The organism is Cupriavidus campinensis, assembly GCF_905397395.1.
Classification (GTDB): Bacteria; Pseudomonadota; Gammaproteobacteria; order Burkholderiales; family Burkholderiaceae; genus Cupriavidus; species Cupriavidus campinensis.
Genome location: NZ_CAJPVH010000124.1, coordinates 1 through 3,044, shown reverse-complemented (window position 1 = coordinate 3,044; position 3,044 = coordinate 1). Strand labels below are relative to the sequence as shown.

Below are 3,044 nucleotides of genomic sequence, written 5' to 3'. Positions count from 1 at the left end.
GCCCGCCCAGCGGCGCACCATCCGCCATGGCCCGCCCGAGGCGGCGGCGGCGCGTACTGCGGACGAGGCCGATGCCCCGGCGCACGCGCTGCGCCAGAACGCGATCTCCCCGCTCGACAACGTGCTCTGGATCGACGGCCGCATGGAGCAGATCGGCGTGCCGTACGGCGCCGAGCTGGCCGCCCGCGCGCTGGCGGACCTCGACCGCGTGATGATCGTCACCGCTCCGCTGACCGCGCACGGCCATGCCGAAACCAACGGCGTGATCGGCGCGGCCTCGCTCGGGGCGTATCTGACCTCGCTCGGCAAGGAAGTCGTTTATGTGGCGGATCGAGCGCATAGCCGCGCGCTGCGCAAGATGCTGCGCAATGACCTCGACCAGCCCAACGCGCGCGTGGAAACCTTCCGCGCCAAGGACCATCTGGCCGCCACGCTGCAATCCAAGGCGCTGCTGGCGATGCACCAGCCCGAGGCCGTGATCGCCGTGGAGGTAGCCGGCCGCAACCTGAACAACGAATACCGCCTCCAGACCGGGGAAGCCGTGGCCGGCGGGCCCCGCGTGGACCAGCTTCTGGTGGATGCCCGGGACATGAAGGGCGTGCTCACGGTGGCCGTGGGCGACCACGGCAACGAGGCCGGCATGCGCCCGCTGCGCGAGCGCATCACGCGGGCGATGCCGCCCGAGGACGTCCACGCCGAACTCTGGTCCGACGTGAGCGCGGATTACGTGGTCACCGGCATGAACTCGAACCTGGCCGCGCAGGCCATCGGTTTCGCGCTCCAGCGCTACCACGGCGAAGGCAAGATGCCGGACATCCAGCAGATTGGCGACATGCTGGAGACCATGGCCAGCTTCAGCGCGCGTGACGGCGTGACCCACGAGGTGGGCGCCACCAGCGTGCGCGGCATGGACAAGTCGGTGCAGCTGGGCGTCTACGAGCTGCTCGGCAAGGCGGCGGAGAGCCTGCCGGAGGGGCTCGACTTCGTGAAGCTGTTCGACGGCATCCAGCGCCGCTTCCTGCCGAAGGATGTCGATGCGGAGGCCGCCGGCATCCGCGTGGAGGACGATGTCATCGTCGTCACCGCGTTCGATTCGAGCAACGGCGGCCTGCTGGCCGCCCAGAACCTCGCCCGGCACATCTACGCGCTGACCGGCAAGGCGGTGCAGGTGGAGGCGGTGACCGACCACGCGGCGGGTACCTACGGCGGCCGCACGCCCGAAGACCTGGCCGAGAAGGTCCACGCCGGCCTGCAGGCCGTGCAGAAGCTGATGGGCGACGTCAACCTGGCCGCCTGCAACACCGCCTGCCTGGCGCTGGCCACGGTGCTGGCGCGCATGCACGGCTTCGAGATGGTGAACCTGATCCAGCAGACCGTGCCGCAGATCGTGGAGATGGGCGGCGCGCGGCCCGTGGTGGTGGCCACGCCCGGCACGGTGGGCGGCCACGCCTACCTGAACGGCGTGCGCGAGGCCAGCGGCGGCCGGCGCACCGTGGAGGAAATCCCCGCCACGGAGTGGGCCGGCGCGGTCAACAACCTGATGCACCTGGACGATGGCGCGCAGCTGGCCCAGCTCAAGCAGTGGATTGCCGAATACATCAACCTGGACCGCATTCCGGCCGATACCACCTCGGTCTGGTTCTGCTGCACGCACTATCCGGCGCTGGAGCCGCTGGTGCGCCAGCAACTGGACGCTATCGGCATGCCTCACGTGAAGCTGATCGACCCGATGCAGTTCCAGGCGCGCAAGGCCGTGGACGTGCTGATCGACAAGGGCCTGCTGCACGCCACGGACCTGCTCGACACCCCGCTGGACCCGATGCAGGTGCCCGACAGCAAGACGCTGCCGACCATGGTGGTCACCTCCGGGCAGCCCTCGGCGGTGTCCCGGCTGGCGCACGCGATGGGCGGCCGCAACGACATCCGCGTGTTCAAGTCGCCGTTCGGGGAGGCTGCCGATGTGTCCGGGGTGCGCGCGCTGGTGGACGCCGGCCGCCACCTGGCCCCGGTGGACCGGGTCAGCTTCAGCTATATCGGGCGGGGTCTGCGCGAGTTCTATATGCCGGACGGCGCCCAGCGCGCGGCTGCCGCGCTGGAAAGTGGCGAGAACATCATGCTGCTGACCGGCTTCTCGGTCGCCAAGGGCATGCCCGAGACCGATGGGCCGCCGGGCACGGCCGAACTGGGCCGGGCGCTGCGCCTGCGCGGCAAGCAGGTGACGTACGTGGTGGATTCGGCCAACAAGCCGATCCTCGAAGCCATCCTGCGCGAGATGGGCGAGCCGACCGACAACATCAAGGTCTTCGACGTGCCCGTGGGCGAGGCCAAGGCGCCGGCCCGGGCGCTGCTGGAAGCCGTGGGGCCGGACCGCGTGATGGCGATCGAACTGCCGTCACGCAGCGCGGATGGCACCAAGAACAACATGCGCGGGCTCGAAATCGACGATTTCAACCCGGCCATCGACGAGATCCTGATCCAGGCCAACGCGCGCGAGGGCGTGGAGACGCTGGGCATTGGCGATGGCGGCAACGAGGTGGGCATGGGCGGGCTCAAGGGCCTGATCCCGAAGGGCTGGAACGGCAAGCAGATCGCGGCCGAGATCACGGCGGACCATGTGGTGACGGCCAGCGTGTCCAACTGGGGCGCGTATGCGCTGTCGGCGTTGCTGCTCAAGCGCGGCAACATGATCGAGCGGTTCCAGACGCCCGACGAGCTGCGGCGCGTGCTGCAGGCGGCCGCGGATGCCGGCGCCGTGGATGGCGTCTCGCGCGAGCGCGTGCCGACGGTGGACGGCTTCTCGACCGACGTGCATGCCGCCATCGTCCAGCTCTACCGCCACGCGGCCACGGGCGAACTGCCTGCCGGCCCCGGCGCGGCGCCGTTTTCCTGGTTCGGCGGCCCGGGCGCGGTGCGCAGGCCGGTGGCGGAGGCGGCCAATGCGGTGATCCACCATGGCGGGCGTATGCCGGCCGGGGGGCATCCTCAAGGACAAGGCGGACAAGGCTGGCAAGCCGGGCAAGGCGGCCCGCGGCCGCGCGCCGTGG

At 70.4% G+C, this 3,044-nt stretch carries 1 protein-coding gene; it reads left to right on the top strand.

The annotated features are described in order from the left end of the window. The coding region (locus KHO18_RS28025) for a glutamate cyclase domain-containing protein (RefSeq protein ID WP_211944301.1) at positions 1-3,044 on the top strand (3,044 nt) is incomplete at both ends.